The 18,587-nt window shown below is 68.8% G+C and carries 8 protein-coding genes; 3 read left to right on the top strand and 5 right to left on the bottom strand.

What is annotated here, in order from left to right:
• Positions 1–26: 26 nt before the first annotated feature.
• Entirely contained in the window at positions 27–1,286 is a 1,260-nt protein-coding gene (locus ABTW95_RS22500) for an MFS transporter (RefSeq protein WP_500227304.1), read from the top strand.
• A gap of 390 nt (positions 1,287–1,676) precedes the next feature.
• On the opposite strand, the gene ABTW95_RS22495 is transcribed toward ABTW95_RS22500, so the two are convergent.
• Together ABTW95_RS22495 and ABTW95_RS22490 are read right to left on the bottom strand one after the other, a co-directional pair.
• A complete protein-coding gene (locus ABTW95_RS22495; protein ID WP_500227303.1) occupies positions 1,677–1,901 on the bottom strand; it encodes a DUF397 domain-containing protein in 225 nt (74 codons plus the stop codon).
• Positions 1,898–2,791 carry a helix-turn-helix domain-containing protein gene (locus tag ABTW95_RS22490; RefSeq protein WP_500227302.1) on the bottom strand — a complete coding sequence of 298 codons (894 nt, stop codon included), beginning with the start codon at positions 2,789–2,791 and terminating at the stop codon, positions 1,898–1,900. The genes ABTW95_RS22495 and ABTW95_RS22490 overlap by 4 nt, the downstream gene beginning before the upstream one ends.
• A gap of 163 nt (positions 2,792–2,954) precedes the next feature.
• Here ABTW95_RS22490 and ABTW95_RS22485 point away from each other — a divergent pair, with 163 nt between their 5' ends.
• Both ABTW95_RS22485 and ABTW95_RS22480 read left to right on the top strand, forming a co-directional pair.
• Positions 2,955–3,713, top strand: coding sequence for an ATP-binding protein (locus ABTW95_RS22485; protein WP_500227301.1), 759 nt, complete (start codon positions 2,955–2,957; stop codon positions 3,711–3,713).
• A 322-nt stretch (positions 3,714–4,035) separates the two neighbouring features.
• Complete coding sequence (locus ABTW95_RS22480; protein WP_500227300.1) at positions 4,036–4,815, top strand: phosphotransferase; 780 nt, start codon at positions 4,036–4,038, stop codon at positions 4,813–4,815.
• Between the two features lie 3 nt (positions 4,816–4,818).
• Here ABTW95_RS22480 and ABTW95_RS22475 read toward each other — a convergent pair whose 3' ends face one another.
• From ABTW95_RS22475 to ABTW95_RS22465, 3 genes are all read right to left on the bottom strand, one after another.
• Entirely contained in the window at positions 4,819–5,904 is a 1,086-nt protein-coding gene (locus ABTW95_RS22475; RefSeq protein WP_500227299.1) for an endonuclease/exonuclease/phosphatase family protein, read from the bottom strand.
• A 794-nt stretch (positions 5,905–6,698) separates the two neighbouring features.
• Complete coding sequence (locus ABTW95_RS22470) at positions 6,699–7,304, bottom strand: hypothetical protein (protein ID WP_396447699.1); 606 nt, start codon at positions 7,302–7,304, stop codon at positions 6,699–6,701.
• Positions 7,305–7,327: 23 nt separating this feature from the next.
• Entirely contained in the window at positions 7,328–18,301 is a 10,974-nt protein-coding gene (locus tag ABTW95_RS22465) for a LamG-like jellyroll fold domain-containing protein (protein WP_500227298.1), read from the bottom strand.
• Positions 18,302–18,587 lie beyond the last annotated feature (286 nt).

Raw genomic sequence — 18,587 nt, 5'->3', positions numbered from 1 at the left:
CTGACCAGTGACGACCGGAGGCGCACGTGACCTCAGTGGACCCCAAAATCGACATCCGCGGCCGGACGGCCGCGGTGGCCGGTGGAGTGCGCCGGTGGCGGGCGTTCGCGCTGCTCGCCGTGGCGTACTTCATGACGGCCGTCGACCTGTTGATCGTCAATGTCGCGTTGCCGACGATCGGCGCCGAACTGCGTTTCGCCGAGGCGGACCTGCAGTGGGTGGTGACCGCGTACGCGATCACCTTCGGCGGCTTCCTGCTGCTCGGCGGCCGGGCCGCCGACCTGCTCGGCCGCAGGCGCACGTTCACGGCCGGGCTCGCGCTGTTCACCGCGGCCTCGCTCGCCTGCGCGCTGGCCACCGGCGGCACGTTCCTGATCATCATGCGGGCCGTCCAGGGCCTCGGCGCCGCCGCGGTGCTGCCGGCCGCGCTGTCCATCGTGATGAACATGTTCCCCGAGGGCACCGAGCGCAACAAGGCGCTCGGCATCTGGGGCGCCGTCGGCGCCGGCGGAGCGACCTTCGGCGTGCTGGCCGGCGGCGCCCTCACCCGGTACGGCGGCTGGCCCGACATCTTCTACCTGAACGTCGTCGTCGGCGGGGCCGCGCTGCCGCTGACCCGGCGGGTGGTGCCCCAGAGCAGACTGCCCGCCGCGCGGCGCCGCTACGACCTGCCCGGCGCCCTCACCGTGACCGGCGCCCTGGTGGTCGCGGTCTACGCGATCTCGCGGGCACCGGACACCGGCTGGACGGACACCCGGACCTTGGCCCTGCTCGCGGGCGCGGCGGCCCTGCTGGTCGCGTTCGTGGTCGTCGAGGCCGGGGTGGAGGCGCCCTTGCTGCCGCTGCGGCTGTTCCGGCTGAAGACCCTCGCCGGATCCAACGCGGTCGGCTTCCTGCTCGGGGCCGGCTTCTACGGCTACATCTTCATCGGCACCCTCTACATGCAGCAGGTGCTCGGATACTCGCCGATGACGACGGGCCTGGCCTGGCTGACCGTCGGCCTGACCGGGGTGGTGTTCGCCGGCCCGGCCCAGCTCCTGGTCACCCGCACGTCGGTCAAGCTCGTGATGGCGGCTGGGCTGACCCTGACCGGGACCGGGATCCTGTGGGCGACCCAGACACTGCTCGAGCACGGCCTGGTCGACAAGCTGAACTTCGTCATCAACCCGGTCATGGCGGGCAGCGGGACTCCGCTGCTCCGCCCCGCCAAGCGCACGAACCTGCGCCTGATCTCAGCCACCGAGCGCCGCAACGGCGCAATCACCCTCTCCTACGCAACCACCTGAGCCCGCCCGAACCGCCGGGCCCGGCCCCACCCGGCCAGGCCCGGCGCGAGCCGCCCCGAGATCGACAAGGCGGCCGGCGGCGCAGCGCACGACGAGCACCCCGCGCCAGGTCAAGGCCGACCGCCGACAGTTCAGGCTGCGCGCTAAGGCGGTCGTTACGGGGTGGCCAGCCAGTACTCCACCATGACGCGGCGCCCGCCGATCGGCCGGTCGAGCAGTCCCCAGAGCCGCGGCGACCCGGGACAGCAGCACTTTGACGGACCGCTCTCACCCCGCCTGGCCCACCGCTTGGACGTCGCCACATCGATGTCAACAGCCGGAGCGCCTACCGACGTCCGGCAACAAAACACGCCGCACCTCGGCCAAGGTACGGCGTGTGAAGGGTCTGACTCAGAGGTCGTAGACGCCTCGCTTGATCTGCGACACCATCGCCGCCCACGCATCCCGCTTCAGTGCCAGGAGGTCGCCTTCGGGATCCTTGGAGTCCCGAACCAGGTGGCGCGCATCGCGGACACAGGTCTCGACACACCCGTTCGCACCCTCGCTGTGGCTGCTCTTACGAAAGACAGTCCGATGAAGACGGAGACTGGACACTTTGTCCCTCCATGCACTCATTGTCGCGCTAGCTGTTCGAGCATAGCCACCGACTCCTCGGGGCCCAGCGCCATGGCTGCCATCTGCTCGAACGCCAGCGAGTACGTGTGCACTTCCTTCTCGTCCTCGATGTAGAGAGCGCTCGTCATGTTCTCGACGTACACCACATTGGGGGTGAACCGCTGGGGGAATCCCAGCACAGCGAAGCTCCCCACGACTCCGGGGTGCCCGCCCGCGGCTACGGGCATGATCTGAAACATCACGTTCGGCTGCTCGGTCAGCTCGATGATGCGCCTGTACTGGGCTCGCATCACCTCGGGACCTCCGATGACACGTCTGAGCGCCGTCTCGTCCAAGATCGTCCAAACGCGCGCCGGGTCCTCCCGTTCCGCCCAGGCCCGCTGGCGTGCCATACGAGCCGTGACGCGACGCTCGACTTCTGAGGCCGGCGAGAAGCGCATCAAGATCGACTTAGCGACATGATGGGTGTAGTCCTCGGTCTGCATCAGGCCGTGCACGAGCCCCATCGTGTAGGAGTTGAGCCACTCGGCTTCAGCCTCCAGGCCCATGTAAGTGGCGTAGTCCGCAGGCAGGCTGTTCTCGTAGACGTCCCACCAGCCGCGCTGCCTGGCCGTACGAGCAAATCGGACGAGCGCGTCCAAACGCGGACCACTCACGCCGTAGAGGGTCAGCATCTGCTGTACCTCGCCCACGGTGACCCTGCGGATCGCGTTCTCGATCCTGGACAGCTTGGTCTTGCTCCAACCGAGCCGTTCAGCGGCCTCTTCCAAGTTCAGCGCCGTCGTGGATTCCCTAAGCCTCCGCAACTCGCTGGCGAGGCGGCGCTCACGGACCGTGGGTGGCCTGGTTGTCACGTGACCGAGCATGCCCGGTGAGTAGTCGAGTCTCAAGCCGTTTGAGGATGCAAGCCGCAATGATCTTTACTTTCTTCCTTGAAACAGTTGCGACCTTGGTCTGGAGACCGCACCATGTGACGCAAGACACACAACAGAAAGTGATTAAAATGTCGCTTTCTGTACCACTTGCGGCGGTACATGGAGGAGGTCGGGCTTCGTGGAGGTCAAGGGGGCGTGGGGGCTGGTGAGCGGGGGGCTGTGCGCGTGGCGGCTGCCCGGGGACGAGAGCGGACCGGCGACGGCACGCCGTCTCGTCCGCCAGACGATGACCGAACTGCGGCTCGACCGGGACGTGATCGAGGACGGCAAGCTCGCCGTTTCCGAGACCGCAACGAACGCACTACGGCATGCCAGGTGCGCGCGGGGCGACCGGCCGCCCACCCCGCCTGAACTGTGGATCTGGGCAAGGACCGTTCCGTCCCCACAGCTCATCGTCTCCGTCTTCGACGGCGCGCGGGCCACCACACCGCACACCTCTGGGGCCGGGCTGCTGGACGAGCACGGCAAAGGCCTCGAACTCGTCCGCCAAGTCACCGCCGCCTGGGGCAGCGTCCCCACCAGATCCCGGGTCGACATCGCGTCCGTCCCAGGCAAGACGGTCTGGTTCGCCCTACCGCTCCCCCACGACTGGCCCGGCCTGCACTACCGCGTCCACCCCGGAACCGCCGCACACCACCTGCTCCTCAACCTCACCCGCCGCGGCTTCAAAGGAACACGCACCACCACCGAAGACGGCCTCTCCGTCCTCGTCCTGCCCACCCTCAACGTCTGGGTCCACCGCCGCACCTTCTGCTGGTGGTCCACCCCCCACCGCTACCTCCGCCGCCCCCTCATCGACCTCCAAGAGACCACCGAACTCCTCACCCACCACCTCGACATCACCCTCGCACCGGCCAACGCCCCCGCCCCGCAGTGAGCCGCACGATCATAGGTGGGGCACCGCATCAGACAGCAGCGCGCCATCACGACAAGACACAGACACTGGGATTCTCCGTCCAGCCCGAAGACCGGTGCATCAGTTGCTGTGCACCGACACCCGACCTGCCTCCCCGCCGCGCCTGGCCTCCGTCTTCGACGGCGCGCGAACCACACCGCACACCTCCGGGGCCGGGCTGCTGGACGAACGCCTGGGGCCGCACCCCATCCGTGGGACCTTGAGGCGGTGTGAATGAAAGATCGGGGAGGTGTACGTGAACGGGCGGTCGAGCACACACGACATCGAGATACGACCCCACACGGTGATCAAGCGATACCGCTCGGGCGGCAACGACGAGCCTCAACGCGAGTGGCGTGCCTTGACTCTGCTCCACGAACACGCCCAGGGCGTCGCGCCCGCACCGCTCGGTGCCGACCTGGACGCAGACCCGCCGACCGTGATCATGTCCCGCTTGAGCGGCATTCCGCTGGAATGCGGGCCCGCCGCGGACTTGGCCGTGGCGGTGGCCAACGCCGTCGCGCGCGTCCAGGAGGCGATCCCCTCGCGCACGCTTACGGATTTGCCGGCCCGCGCAGGGCACCCGCTGGAACTCCTGCAACAGGTTCGGACGTGGTGCGCGGCAGTTCCACGTCCTGCCAACAACCCGACGGTGATCGAGGCGTTCCGCAGGACGGACGCCTGGCTCCGGCAGCCCGCACTGGAGGCCGTGCTCGAACGCCCGACACGGCCCGTCTTCGGCACGGGAGATGGAAACTTGGCCAACTTCCTCTGGGACGGCACCGAAGTCTACCTCGTGGACTTCGAGTACTCCGGCCGCAGTGACCGTCCCTACGAGCTGGCGGAACTGGCCGAGCACATTTCGGTACGGACGGCGAACGGGCCCGGCATGGACGACGTCCTGGACCGTTTCGACCTGGACTCAGCGGAAGTCGGCAAGCTCAAGAACTGCCGGCGCCTTCTCGCAGCGTTCTGGCTGCTGCGGATCATGGGCGACGGCAGGGGCGATCCGCGGATCCGCGCGGAGGTTCTGACGGGCCAGGCGACCCGGCTGCTGACCTTGCTCGAAACGCGGGATCCCTGACCGTCAGAAGTTGATCGCAGCCGCGACGGGTAGGTGGTCGCTGCCGGTGGCGGGCAGCGACCACGACTTCACCGGCCCGACGCCTTTGACCAGGATCTGGTCGATGCGCGCCACCGGGAACTCCGCCGGCCAGGTGAACCCGAAGCCGCGCCCGGCCGTCTCCTGCGTCGAGCGCATCTGCGAGGTGAGGCCGGCGAACGCGCGGTCGTCCATGGTGCCGTTCAAGTCGCCGAGCAGCACCACCCGCTTGTTCTGGTCGGCGGCGATGGCCTTCCCGAGCACCCGCGCGTTCCTGTCACGATGGACCGTCCAAAAGCCCGCCCGAGGATTCACCCGTGCGGACCCCAGGTGAGCCACATACACCGCCAGCGGCCCATGGTCCGTGGCCACAGTGGCGCGCAACGCCCTGGCGTAGCTCGCCTGAACATCGGCAGGCTTGGTGGCCGCCAGCGGCCCGTAGTCCGTCTGGATGTCGACCGGCCGGGTGTCCGACAGCGGGAGCCGGCTCCACAGTCCGACCGTGCCCAGCACCGTGTGGTGAGGGTACGTCTTCGCCAGTTCCCTCTCATAGGTGCCTTGAGCCTGCTGGGTCAGCTCTTCCAGCGCCAGCACGTCCGCGCCGGACGCGACCAGGGCACGGGCGGTGCCGGACGGGTCGGAGTTGTCGGCGCCGACATTGTGACTGGCCACGGTGAGATCGCCGCCCGAGCCGGACTTGTCGCCGAGCAACCCGCCGAAAAGGTGCAGCCACACCACGACCGGCACCAGCAGCGCGGCCACGGCAGAGGCGGAACGGCGCCACAGCGCCCCGGCCAGCAGCACCGGGACGAGCAGGCCGAACCACGGCAGGAACGTCTCCACAAGGCTTCCGAGGTTGCCGACCCGGTTCGGGATCCACGCGTGCAGCAGCATGAACAAGCCGAGCAGCAGCGCCAGCACCGCAAGGACCCGACCACGCTTCCAAGGCCCCGGCCGCGACGCGAGGCGAATCACCCGGCGCACGCCCGCACGCCAGGTCTCGGCACCGGCTTGTTCGGTCTCCACCGTCTCCGCCGGCGCCATCGTCTGAACTCGTTCACTACCGGTCACTGCTGCATCCTCGGGTCGTAGCCGGGTCGGCGTACACATACGGGCAACCACGATCGATCGCCTGGCGACCCAGTTCTAATGCCAGGACTCGTTCCTGTAGATCTTGCACAGCCCGCACTCAGCACCATGTCGGCCCGGCCACAACGCCGCATCGGAATGCCCGATATCGACCGCGTCGCCGAGAAGCCGGTCCTGGCGCTGCGGGAACGCCAACCCCTGTTGACATGGTTTCGCGGCTGGTGGCCGATAGCCGCGGCCATCGCCGCCGTGGCGACTGTCATCCTTGCGATGAGGAAACCGCGAGTCCGGCGGGCCAGGGTCCGCGCCGATGGCGGAGGACGAGTCATACCGCCAGTCAAGGCGACGGGGTGTTACCGGCACGTATGCGGTTTTCGATACGCCGACGATATGCGCCGCTCACAGCCCCGAGAGCAGGAGTGTGCGGATCGTCCAGGACGGGCCCTACATGCCGGCGGCCATCGCAGCCGACATCGCAGGTGACGGCGACGCCGCACTGAAACCCACCTGCCTACATAGATGGATCTCGACGCAGCACCCACCTACTGGACCGCTTCGACCTGAACTCGGCCGAGATCAGCAGGCTCAAGACACCCCGACGCCTCTTTGCACTGTTCTGGCTGCCGAGGGTCATAGCCGACGGCAGGCTGCAGCACGGTGGAAAGGTCTTGGTAGATCGGGCAACTCGACTGCCGTCCCCCGCTCGGATGGCCGACTCGCAGCACTGCGTTGACGTGGAGGCCTTGGCGTCAGGTCGGCGCAACCGCTAGGAGCACCTACTCGTTACCGATCTTCCTGACCTCAGAAAAGGCGTTCATCTCGTCAACCAGTTGGGCTCGCACCGCAGGGTCCCTGCAAGAACGCACAGCGCGTCGGCACGCCTCTTCGTATCTGGGCCACAAGGCCATCCAATCAGAATAGGCCAAGGAACTGCCCAACGAAGGATCCCCACTGTCATGGGCCTGCGTGGTCGGGTAATGCAGGCCCGGCTGCGCCGAATACCAGGCTCTCACCGCACCGAACTGCTCCACGATCGTGCCGTTCTCCACATAGTGGATTAGCGCGTCATGCACGTCAGCGACTCCAAGCGCACTCGCTATGGGCTCGATCAGAAAGCGGTTGAAGCTTGGATTGAGATCATGCACGATGAGCCGGAGGAATAGGGATCTGTTCACACGTATCGCCGCAGAATTTACGGCAAGTTCGGCCACCAGAGCCATTCGCTTGCGATTGCATCTCCAGCCGAGGTGATGATCGGGACTGTCGGCGATTCGGGCCGGCGCGTCCGGCAGCCGCCACTGCGAGGAGAACGTGGCGAGCGCAGCGTCCAGCAAGTCCTCGAACTGTGGGCCCCACTGGGCAATAGCGGTGGGATTATTCATGCCACCTCACCTCGATGGCCCGGCTACCGGCCGAAGGTTTTCGGATGAACGACCGAATCCGGGAAGACTATGCCGTATTCTGCAAACTTCGCACGTGCCAGGGCGAGAGATTCCGGTTTCGGCCAGAAATGACCGCTGAAGTTGTCCAGATACTCTCCCACATACCCACCTGCAACCTTCCGTATCGCAGCCACACCTGCGGCGTTCAAATAATCCTCTTCCTTGCTCACCATTCCGTTGAGCGCCCCATGGCTGAGCGGCATGGAATTCGGATCGTTCGGGACCGAGTACTGGGGGAGCGTCACCAAATTGCCATCGGTTCGCACTCCGAAAAGCACCCTGCCACCATCGGCAATCTGGCGATCGAATTCGGCGGATCCAGGAGTGGCCGGACTGAATCCAGAAGCTTCCATATCTGCGATGTCGAGTACCTTTGCGTCATCGTATTCGCGGTTGGGATACGGCGGGCAGTTGTGGACGAGGACGGGGGTGGTGCCGGCTTCTACATAGTAGGTGTGGAGGCCGTTGATGGTCAGGTCGTAGGTGACCTGTGTTGCGGTGTGGCGGTGGACCTTCTTGACCGTGGCGGTGGTGCCGTCGGGCTGTTGGAGTTTGTCGCCCGGCTTGATGTCGGCCGCGTCTGCGAAGGCCGACTGCGTGATGTCGTAGAAGGGGTGGGTCGCGGTGGTGGTGAGGGTGGCGGGAGGGCCGCGGCCCGGGTGGCTTGTTGCGATGGTCAGGTCGACGAAGTCGTGGTCGGTGCGGGTGACGATGACGCGTTCGACCTTGTGGGTTTCGGTGTGGCCGCCGGGGACGGAGGCTAGGACCTTGTCGCCGACCTTGATCTTGCTGATCGGCTTGGCCGAGCCGTCGGCCATCAGGACGGGGGTGGCCGCGGTGAAGCTGTGGCACTTGGAGCGCAACAGGCGGCCGCCTGCGGCGCCGAACGCGGCTCCGCTTACGGCGCCGATCGCGGCGCCCTTGCCGGCGGCGCTCACGGCGCCGGACCAGGTGCAGCCGCCTGAGCGTTCCTGGCAGTTCAGGCCGTAGTCGAGGGCACCGGTCGCGCCGCCGGACAGGCCGCCGATGGTGGCGCCTTCCAGGGCGTCGGTGGCCAGACTGGGGAGGATCCTGCCCAGAGCGGACTGGGCTAGTTTGCCGCCCAGGCTTCCGCCGAGCGCGCCGCCGATGGCGCCGCCTACGCCGCCGATCAGGATCGACTTGCCGAACGAGCCCGCGGAGCAGGCGCCCTTCTGGCCCTTCATGCACTTGGAGCCCTGGTCGATGGCGCCGCCGACCATGCCGGCGAGCATCCCGCAGCCCGCCGCGCCCGCCACGGCGCCCACGCCCGCGGTGGTGGCTCCGAGCACGGCCTCGCAGCCGACGAATGTCGCGGTCGCCAAGGCGATGGACGCTATGGCGGCGCCGTGGTGCTTGACGAAGGTGGCGGTGGTGTTCACCGCCTTCTGGAGTTTGCTGACGGAGTACTTCCCCAGGTTGTACGCCTTGTTGTAGGCGTCGATCGCGCGTTTCTTGGCTCGTGCCGCGGCTTTTCGTGCTCGTTCGGCGGCGCGTTTGGCCGCGGCTTTCGCACGCACGATCTGCTGGTGCAGCTCGCGTTTCAGGTCCCTGATCTCCTGGGCCAGGACCTGGAGCTGGTGTCCCAGGGACGCGACGGCGTCGCTGAGGGCGTGCGCGGCGTGGCTGACGGTCCAGGAGACCCCTTGCTGCACCTTGTGGGCGCCCCACTTGATGAAATGCCATACCGGCTGGACGACATAGCGGTTGACGGCGCTCGCCGCCTTGCAGACCAGGCCGAAACCGCTCCAGCAGTGACCGGTCGGGTCGGTGCCGAGCAGCGGGTTGTCGCCGACGTAGGCGAACGGGTTCGCCTGCGCCGGGTCGGGGATCGGGTTGAGGGCGACGGTGTCCTTGTTCTGGAACTGGCCGACGGCCGGGTTGTACCAGCGGGCGGCCATGTTGACCTTGCCGGTGGTGTCGTCGGTCCAGCCGGACTGGTAGCCGAGCCGCCCGGACATGGTGGTGCTGTCGGTGACGTTGCCGAGCGGGTCGTAGGTGGCCGAGCCGGCGAGGGCGGTACCGGTCGCGGTGAAGTCGCCGACGACGTCGTCGTGCTGGTCCAGGTAGGCCAGGACGCCGCTGCCGCCCGCGGGCGTGCCGATGCCGACCAGGGAGTCGTCCGGCGTCCAGGTGTAGGTGCTGGTGCCGTCGGACGCGAGAGTGTTGCCGGTGCCGGAGTAGGCGAAGGTGCGGTCGGGGCCTGCGGTCGAGTTGGCGGTGATGACGCGTCCGAGCGCGTCGGTGACGTAGGTCTGGGTGCCGGCGGTGGCGGCGACGGTGACCTGCTGCCCGTAGGCGTCGCTGGTGGCGGTGAGGGTCTGGGTGGGCGTGGTCTGCGCGGAGAGGGTTCCCCGCGCGGTGTAGGTGTAGGTGTTCGTGCCGTCGGAGGTGAGCTGGTCCCGGGCGTCGTAGGTGTAGACGTCGGCCCCGACCCGGGTGCGGTTGCCGGAGTCGTCGTACTCGTAGGGCGTGACGGTGGTTCCGTCGTCCCAGCTCGTGAGGCGGTTCGCCCAGTCGTAGGCGTAGGTGTTCTGAACTGTGCCGCCGAATCCGGTCGTGGTCTTGGACGTCTCGTTCCCGTTGTCGTCGTAGCCGTAGGCGATCGACGCGATGGTGGCGCCGTCCGGTGTCTTCAGGGCGTCGCCGGTGAGCCGGTGCAGGTGGTCGTAGGTGTAGGTGCGGGTGTTGCCGCCCGAGCCGTAGGCGATCGAGGTGAGCTGCGAGAGATCGTCGTAGCCGTAGGTGAGGGTCGTGCCGGTGGCCGGGTCCGCGAGCGTGGACAGCCGGTCGGCGACGTCGTAGGTGTAGGTGGTCGTCCCGGCGGCGTCGGTGCGGGACGTGGGCAGGCCGTCGTCGTTGTAGGCGAACGAGCTGGCGCCGGCGGAGCCGGACGCGGTGAGCAGCAGGCCGCGGTCGTTGTAGGTGAACGTCTCGCTGGTGGCGGGCGCGGTCCCCGCGGCCGAGGTCGCGGCGGTGAGCATGCGCCCGTCGTCGTCGTAGGTGAACGTCCGGTCGGGTGTGGGAGCGTCGGCTCCGCTTCCCGATTGGCTGGTGACCCTTCCGAGGTCGTCGTAGCCGGTGGTGACGGTCACGCCTCCGGGCAGCGTGTTCGTGACGGGACGCCCCGCTGCGTCGTAGGCGACGGTGGACGTGCGGTCGCCGGCGGAGGTGTAGGTCGCGGTGGCCGGTTCGAGAACCGATTCGGGTTTGTTCCAGGTGTTGTAGCCGTAGATCCACGAGTTGCCGCGCCCGTCGGTGAAGCGGGTGCGGTTCCCTGCCGCGTCGTAGCCGAACGAGGTCGTGATCGAGTGGGTGGCGTCGACCGGCTGCACCTCGGAGGTGATGTTGCCGACGCCGTCGCGGGTGAAGGTCGTGGTGTGGCCGCGTGCGTCCGTGGTGGAGACCAGCTGCCCGTTCGAGTCATAGGCGGCGGACACGGCGGCCAGCGTGCTTCCGTCGGTGTCGAGTTCCTGGGTCGTGGTCGGCTCGCCGTACTGGTTGAGCGTGTACCTGGTGGCGGTGCCGTCGTCGCGGATCTTCTTCGTCACCTGGCCGAGCAGGTTGCGGCGGTACTGGGTGAGGGCTCCGGCCGGGTCGGTGACCTTGACCAGTTCGCCCATGTGGTCGTAGCCGTAGGAGGTCGTGGCCCCGTCGGGCGTTGTCTCGGCCGCCAGCCACGTCCCGCCCCGGTTGTCGTTGGAGGCGGCGTAGCTGTACGTCGTCGTGGCGGCGGTCGGCGAGGGGCGGCGTTCCAGCACCGTCCTGGTGAGGGGCCGTCCGAGGTGGTCGTAGGTCTGCCGGGTCTGCGCCCCGGTCGGCGTCGTGACCGACAGCAGCTCGCCGTTGGTGTCGTACACCGTCTTGGTGACGCCGCCGGACGCGTCGGTGACCGTGGCGACGTCTCCGAGCTGCGTGTAGTCGTAGTGGGTGGTCTTGCCGAGCGGGTCGGTGACGTCGGTGGGGTTGCCGTCGAGGTCGTAGGCCCGGCTGGTGACCGCGGTGATCTCGCTGGTCCCGCCCGGCGGGGTGTATCCCGGCAGGGTCGTGCTGACCTGCTGCCTGGCGGCGTCATAGGCGATGGTGCTGACGTTGCCGTTGGGATCCTGGAGTTCGGTCGTCTCGCCGAACGTGTCGTAGCCCGTCGTCATGATCGGATGCGCGACCACGGGGGTGCCGCCGCCGGTCTCGGTGTTGACGGTCGGCAGGCTGGTGACCGCGAGGCGGCCCGCCTCGTCGTAGGTGTAGTGGGTGTTGCGGCTCTTCGGGTCGGTCATCTTCGTGGGCAGCCCGCGCTGGTCGAGCTCCCAGGTGGTGGTGGCGGTGTGCCAGGAGTGGACGGTGCCGCCGTCGCGGCCCTTGCCGTAAAGCGAGGACACCTCGTCCGCGGTGAGGATGCGGTCGTAGACCTGGACGTTGGAGACCGACCCGTTGAACAGGTCCGTCACGGCGCTGTTGTACTGGGCGCGGCCGATGACCAGCGGGCCGGGCGCGTTGAACGGCGTGGAGTCGACGGCCGAGCCGTCCGCGGCGCCGTCGACGTAGAGGGTCATCGAGCCGTCTTCGGCGTCGAAGACGCCGACCAGGTGCGTCCAGGTGCCGGCGGACGGCGTCTTGGTGGTGGACAGGGCGCGCATGCCGGCCGCGCCGTCGGTGTCGGTCGCGACCCGGCTGAAGGACCATTTGCCGTCGGCCCCGTCGTACTGGAGGAAGAAGCCGCTGGCGTGCTCCCCGTCCTGGCTGACCGCGGTCTGGAACCCGGTGGACGGTGTGGCGGCGAGTTTCACCCAGGCCGACACCGAGAAGCTCTGCGATGTGTCCACTACGGGGCCGTTGGTGGCGATGTCCTGGCCGGACGTCCCCGGGAGCACCGCGGCCTGGTCGGCCCAGGTGACGCCGGTTCCGACGTGGGCGTCGTTGCCGACACCGGAGGAGTCGGGCACGGATTCACCGGACGTCTGGTCGAGCTTCCACCAGGCGACAGGGTGGTCGGGATGGTCGCCGCCGAGGACGCGGCTGGTCATCCGCCCCATCGGGTCATAGGTGAAGGACGTCGAGTACCACCAGCCGTCGATGTCGGTCTGGACGCGCCGCGCCACCTGGTCGTCCGGGGTGTAGGAGATGGTGGTGGTGCGGCGTTCCTTGTCCGGGTCGACGACGGTCCTGGTGGGACGGTCGGCGGCGTCCAGGGTGGCGGTGGTGACCGTCGCCCCGTTGTTCGTCACCTGCTGGACCGGGTTGCCCGCGGCGTCGTAGGTGGTGGACCGCTCGACGAAGGGGTTCGCCCCGGTGGAGTCGGTGCGCGTGACCGTCGCGACCAGGTCGTTGTCGGTGTAGGTGTAGGACGTGGTGTTGCCCATCGAGTCGGTCAGCGTGGCGAGGCGGCCGGCCGGGTCGTAGGCGCGGGAGGACTCGACGAGGTCCGTCGCGTCCTGGGGGTCGTTCGGGTCGCCGGTGTAGTTCTTGAGGGTCTGGGTCAGCTGCTGGCCGCTGGGGTCGTAGGTGTAGGCGACGGTGATGCCGCCTGGGCTCTTCTCCGTCGCCTTGTTGCCGTAGGCGTCGTAGGTGAATTCGGTGACCCTGCCCAGGGGGTCGGTGCGAGAAGTGATCTGGCCGTGCTCGTTGTAGCCGGTGTGGGTGGTGCGTGAGGCGTCCCCGCCGGTCGTGTCGGCGACGGTCGTCGACGTGACGTCGCCGTTGGCGTTGTAGGCATTGGTGGTCTTCGCCGTGTGGACGGCGCCGGTGACCCGGTTGGTGACCGGCGGATCGGTCTTTGTGAGGACCTGGCCCATCTTGTTGTAGGTGTAGGACGTCGTCAGCCCGGCCGGATAGGTGTCGGACACCTCGGTGCTGGTGAGCACCCGCCCGAGGCCGTCGTACGTGAACCGGGTGATCTTCCCTGCGGCGTCGGTGACCGAGGCGACGTCGCCGGTGTGGAAGTAGCCGATGGTGTTGACGGCTCCGCCCGGCGAGACGGTCTTGTAGGGCAGCCCGGCGGGCGCGAGGCCGGAGTCGGCGGCGGCGACGGTGGTGCCGTCGGTGTAGGAGATCTTGGTGGTGCGGCCGTTCGGGAAGCCGGCCACCGGCGGTGTCGTCACCGCGGTGCGGTTGCCGGCGTCGTCGTAGGTGTAGGACGTCTTGTACCTGTCGTCGGACGGCCCCGACGAGCGGCCGTCCCGCACGGTGGCGACCAGGTCGTTCTTCGGATCGGGCGTCAGTTGCGCGCTGGTGTCGTCCGGCAGGTAGGTCGTGTACGTCGTCGAGCATTTGCGGGCGGCCTGGTCCTGGCAGGTCGTCTCAGAGACAGTGTTGCCGCGCACGTCGTGCCCGGTGGTCTTCACGTTCCCGTTGGGGTCGGTGACGGTGTGCAGGAAGCCGCCGGAGTCGTAGCCGAAGGTGGTGCGGTGGCCGAGGCCGTCGGTCTCGGAGATCGGACGGTTCCCATGGCCCGGGTCGTACTGGTACACCAGCGTCCTGCCGCCGGGGTCGGTGACGTTGACGGTCGTGGTCGGGGCCAGGCCGCGCGAGTCGCGTCCGGCGGTGAAGTGGCGGACGACGTCCTCTCCGGACAGTTGCGAGTGGTAGAAGGCGAACTCGGCGATGGACCCGGTGAAGTACCCGGTGGTGTCGGCGGGGTGGGACGGCCAGTGGCCGCCGGAGATGCCCGCGCCGACGTAGACGTAGTTGACCCCGGTGGTGGCCAGTGGCGCGTTCAGCGTGCCCTGCGCGACGCCGTCCAGGTAGAGGGTCTGCGTGTTCGTACCGGCCGCGAGGGCGACGTGGTGCCAGACGCCGTCGTTGACCTTGCGCCCGGAGGCGAGGACCTTGGTGGTTCCGTCGGTGTCCCAGAACTTGCCGTGCATCTTGCCGTCGGTTCCGACGTACAGCGCGGGGACGTAGTTGCCGGCGACCGGGCCGACCGGTTCGGACTCCTCGTCGAACAGGACGCCGCCCGCGGTGTTGCCCGCCGGGACCTTGAACCACATCTCGATCGAGCCGGGCGAGGTCTGGACCTGGTCGTCGATCGGCAGCCGCACGAGCGACGACGAGCCGTTGAAGGCGGCCGCCGTGGCGTCGTCGAACGGGCCGTCCGTGCCCAGCGTGACGTTCGAGTACTCCGCCTTCTCGGAGTTGGTCTCCCCGACGGCCTGGGCCGCGCCCGCGGCCTCACCGAACCGGTAGTAGGTCGCGGGTCGCGAGCCGAGCACCGCGGCCCGGTACACGTTCGAGGTGCCGGTGACGGCGGGGGCGGGCAGGGTCCACGAACCGCCGTTCTCGTCGGTGACGTGCGTGACGGTGGACGTCAGCGGGTCGTAGGACACCGCGGCGTAGGTGTCGCCGGACGGCTTGGTGACCGAGGTGAGCAGGCTCGACTGCTGCTTCCCGCTGTTGTAGAGCGCGGTGACATCGGCTTGGACGAGGGGCTCGCCGAACAGCGCCACGTCGGCCATCGAGCCGTTGAAGTACGTTCCGTAGACGGTGTAGGACGACGTGCTGTAGTGCGGCTGGTCGGGCCATTTCCAGCCGAGGTAGCCGGTGCCCAGGTAGTGGTGCCTCAGCGAGGACGGCTGGAAGTTGAAGGAGAAGGACGAGGACCCCGGCCCCGTGCCGGCCACGGTGCCGTCCAGCCACATCGTCTGGCCGGTCGGCGAACCCGACAGCACGACATGGTGCCAGGCGCCGTCGGCCACGGAACCGGACGTGCTGATGGGGTTCGGGTTCTCCCCGTCCCACCAGAGGGTGCCCTTCAGCTTGCCGTCCGTGCCGATGTAGAGGGCGGGCGTGAAGTCGCCCTTGTCGTTGCTGGGCTTGATCTCCACGTCGGAGTAGGACAGCAGCACGCCCGGTCCCTGCGAGGTCTTGAACCACATCGAGACGGACTCGGTGGTGGAGACGCCCATGTTCAGGTCGGGCAGGCTCACCTTGGACGACGTCCCGTTGAATCCGGCGGCCGTCGCGGTCGCGGGGTTGAGCGGTCCCGGCTGCCCCAGCGTCACGTCCGTGTAGGTGCCGTTGTCGGTGCCCTCGCGGATCAGGACGGCGCTGGCCGCCGTTGTCCCCGAGGTCTCCGCCAGCGGCCAGAACGACGACGCGCCCTCGTCGAGCACCTGCTCGTGGTGGGGCGACGCGCTCTGGTAGCCGTACCGGGTGCAGTCCGGGGCGGTGTCCTCCGGTGAGCACACCGAGGTGAGCCGGTCGCCCGTGTAGGAGTACGTCCAGGTCAGCGCGGTCGACGTGTCGGCCGGATCGACCGGGTCGGTGACGACGGTCGCGATGTGCGGGCTCGCGGCGTCCTGCGACGCGGCCCAGGTCAGGTGCAGCGACCGCCCGGACGCCTGCGACGTCATCGCGGTGATGTGCCCGGACGACCAGGTGAAGTCCACCGTCCGGCCGGAGGCGTCGGCGACCGAGGTGATGCCGTACGCGCCGGAGCCGAGCGCGTGCCCGAAGGTGTAGACGGTGTCGTTCTTGTCGGTCAGCCGGTAGCCGCCGGTGATCGCGGTGAACGTCGCGAACCGCCCGGACGGCGGGCTGAAGGACCCGTCGGAGTTCTTCCCGAACCCGACTGTGGAGCCGTTCGGGTAGGTGACCGCGACGCTGCGGACGGCGCCGGACGGCGTGTACCACTCGGTCGCCTTCGCGTCGAAGACGCTGGCCCAGCCCGCCCCGAACCCGCCCGATGTGCGGGGGTCGCGGGAGTTGTAGTCGCGCACGACCGACAGGCTCGGCCCCACCGTGGCGATGTTCGCGTCCGTCGCCGTGGAGGTGTAGTTGCCGATCGCGGGGTCGAAGTCGTGCCCGGAGTTCTGCGCCAGGCTCGACGTGATCGACGGCTGCGGCACGCTCACGACCAACTGGTTCAGGGTGGGCGCCGCCGAATAGTTCGTGCCGTCGAAGGCGACCGCGCCCCAGTAGTAGGTGCGGCCCCATTTCAGCTTGCCCGCGGGCACCTTCCACGTGGCGGTCGTGGAGTCGCCGGGCGGGGTCACCAGCCCGGAGTCCGCGACCGTCTTGCCGTCGGCGTCGAGGACGCGGAACTGGAACTTCACCGTGACGGGCAGGTTGGGGTCGCGGCCGCCCCACGCGGTCAGCTGCGGTGTCAGTGTGTCGGCGCGGTGGCCGCTGGCCGGGATCTGGCCGTACACCTGCGGGAGCAGCGCGCCCGTGTAGGTGAGGGCCAGGATCGGGGTGCCGGTCGGCGCGTAGGCGGTGTTGAACTGCTTCCAGTGCAGGTTGTCGGACGTGGCGGCGTACAGGGCGAGGCCGAAGTCGTCACCGCCGTTGGCCCAGTCGTTGAACGGGGTGGTCGAGAGGTTCACCGTGACCCAGTCGCCGACGGTCCGGTCGGCGCCGGTGTTCGCGCAGGCGTGCGGGACGTTCGGGGTGGCGTGCCCGATGGAGCCGCTGTGCGACGGCCCCGGATAGGACACGACCTCGTACGGCGTCCAGTCCTCGGTGACGGCGGCGACGTCGAACCGTTCGGCGGTGCAGGTGGACGCCCAGGTGTCGAAGAGCGTGAGCTGCGCGGCGGAGACGGGGACCTGGGAGCCGTCGATCCCGGCGCGCGGGAACTTCAGGAAGGAGTTGGCGCTGTGCGGGCCGGCGTCCCAGGATCCGACCTTGATGGTCTGCTCCGTCGAGTGGTCGCCGGGGTCGATTCCCGATTCGGCGTAGGTGGTCGACCAGGTCAGGATGTTGTTGTAGGACGGGTCGACGGTCACGGGGAAGACGCGCTCGGGGGCGTGCAGCCACTTCGCGTCGAGCGTGACCGTCAGCGCGGGCTTCCCGTCGACCTCGGTGAGGCCGTAGGTGACGGCGTGCGTGCTCGCCCCTTCTCCCGACCGCTTGTCGATCTTGGAGTCGTAGGCGTACCCGGCGGGGATCCGCCCGGCGGCCTTGCCCGAGCCGTCCACCAGCTCGATCGACCCGTCGGCGGCCTTGCGCGGCTTGAGGCCCGTCAGCTTCAGCGGGAACACCCAGAAGTTCCCCGCGTCCGCCGAGTGCAGGACGATCGACTCCTTCATGCCGGTCGCGGTCGGCCACATCGACAGGTCGGTGGACGGGAGCACCCGCGGATAGGTGACGACGGAGCCCGACACGGTCGGGGCGACCGGCGCCGCGCCCTGCAGCGCGTAGGCGAGCCGCCGCCCGTCCTCCCCCTCCACCTGGGCCAGCCGCGCGTCGGACGCCTTGGGCGCGAAGCTCACCCCGAACGCGTTGGCCCGCTCGTGCCAGCGCCGGTCGCCGCCTTGCCGGACGGTGGTGTCGATGGGTTGCCAGCCGCCGTGCCCGTCCGGGTAGTTGATCGGCTGCTGCGCGAACTCGCGCGTGTAGGAGCCGTCGGCGTTCCGGTAGTAGTCGGTCGTCGCCGTGGATTTCGCGGCGTCCCGGCGGCTGGTGCTCTTCGCGAAGCCGACGCTGCCATGGCCGCTGCGCCCCTTCGGGACCTTGCGCCCGCCGGCCTCGTAGGCGGGCAGCTCGCCCTTTCCGTGCCCCGGCTCGCGGCCCGTGCCGCGGCCGGCCCGGGTCGCGCCCGCCGTCGCGGAGTGCGAGCGGCCGGCCGCCGTCCCGGACTTCTGCCGCGGCAGCCGCCCGAAGTGCGGGACGGGTTCGCCGGTCAGCCATCCGAACATCCCGGTGATCCCGGCGAACGACACCTCCGGCATGCCCTCGCTGGCGAGGGCGGGCTGCTCGGTGGCCATCAGCGCCAGGGCGACGCACAGCAGGATCGCGGTGCGCCGGGCCGCCGCGCTCCGGCGGAGGCCGCGCAGCGCGCCCGGCCCGCGGCGCGGCCCGCGGGGGCGCCGGAACCGCAGCGCGAGGCGGTACAGCGCGTCCGCCGTGCGGGCGCCGGCCGCGGCGGCGAGGGCCACCGCGAACAGGACGATCACGATGCCCAGAACCTGCGAGCTCGGCACCGAACACCCGGCCTCTCCTGGAGCCGGGTGTCACAACACGACAAACCAGCCCAATGTGAACTTTTCTCCCATAACTTCCAAACAGCCGGAAAGTAACCTCGTTCATTGCACTGTGCAAGACTCGGCCCGGGCCGCTGACCGGATCCGGTAAGCGATGTTTTCGTGATCGTCGCCGAGGGGAGAACGATCATCCGGAAACCGGTCGCACGGTTCGCGCCGAGGCCGGCCGACCCCGGGAGAAGCGAGGCACCCCCCATGCCGGCACACCGCACGCGTCCCCCTGACC

It is taken from the genome of Spirillospora sp. NPDC127506, assembly GCF_040302145.1.
Lineage (GTDB): Bacteria > Actinomycetota > Actinomycetes > Streptosporangiales > Streptosporangiaceae > Spirillospora.
The sequence above is the reverse complement of the archived record's forward strand: the minus strand, read 5'-3'. Positions and strand labels throughout refer to the sequence as shown.

What these genes read in the sequence shown, in the direction of transcription:
- ABTW95_RS22470 (WP_396447699.1), bottom strand. Translation starts at nt 7,304, where the DNA reads ATGAATAATCCCACCGCTATTGCCCAGTGGGGCCCACAGTTCGAGGAC.
- ABTW95_RS22495 (WP_500227303.1), bottom strand. Translation starts at nt 1,901, where the DNA reads ATGAGTGCATGGAGGGACAAAGTGTCCAGTCTCCGTCTTCATCGGACT.